The organism is Psychrobacter sp. 1U2, from assembly GCF_051847575.1.
In genome coordinates this window covers 1-929 of the sequence record NZ_JBPYDC010000633.1, presented here as the reverse complement: position 1 = coordinate 929, position 929 = coordinate 1, and the positions used below count along the sequence as shown (strand labels likewise).

Annotated in this window: 1 protein-coding gene; it reads right to left on the bottom strand. The window is 47.3% G+C overall.

The window, feature by feature from the left end:
- Positions 1-118: 118 nt before the first annotated feature.
- On the bottom strand, positions 119-929 hold an 811-nt coding region (locus ACS8FD_RS17740), incomplete at its 5' end, for an FtsX-like permease family protein (protein WP_439276823.1).

Here is a 929-nt window from a genome sequence, read left to right as displayed (position 1 = left end):
TTATAGGATAAGGATTTTTCTAAAAACTCTTGATGCTCTTCAGCAATACTCATATAACGCTCAAACAGCTTTTCTTGTAACATTTCTTTCTCCTAGTAAAAAACATATTCAATAACCTCTAAACCATCGCCCTCACCCTTGCCATAATCCCACGTCCAATCACCAGTCTCACATAAATAATGGCAATGGCAAACAGCAAAACGATTAACGCTGCCCCGCCAATAGCCAAGCTCGTCCAGGGCACACTAAACTGTAGATTAAACCATTGAGTAATCGCAGCCCATGCGCCAACGCTGGCGATAACGACCGCAAAGGTCGCTGCGCTAATACCAAGTACACCTAACTCTAGGATGTTGAGCATGTATAAGTCGCGCTTTTGCATACCGAGTAGTCTAAATGATGCGCTGTCCTTCATGCGATCTTGCGAGGTAGACAGTAGCGAACTGATCAGCACCATGACCCCCGTCAGCAATGCCAGTAGGGTAAAGACATAGACCAAGCGGCTCATTTGTACCACCAGCTCTTGGATTTGCTCAGCGATTGCCGTACCGTCGATGGTGGTGACCGCCGGGAACTGGCGTACTAATTTGCCTTGTAGCTCTGGAATCATATCTTCTGATACGTGGGCAGTGGCAAATTGAATCTGCGGGGCAGCGGACAGTACAGACGGCTCAAATAAGAAGTAAAAATACGGGCTTGGGCCACGTTCATAGCGCGTGCGAATACTGGTGATTTGCCCGATAATTTCGATCCCTTGAATATTAAAGACCACTTCATCGCCCATGCCGACATTGAGCATACTGGCGGCAGTGTCCAAGATAGATAAGGGTTTGACTTGCTGGTCGGCATCATCGATAGGGGTATATAGCGCGCCGTCTGTGAGTGATTCAGTGATGTATTCGGTGTCCATGACCGTATCTGTATAGCTT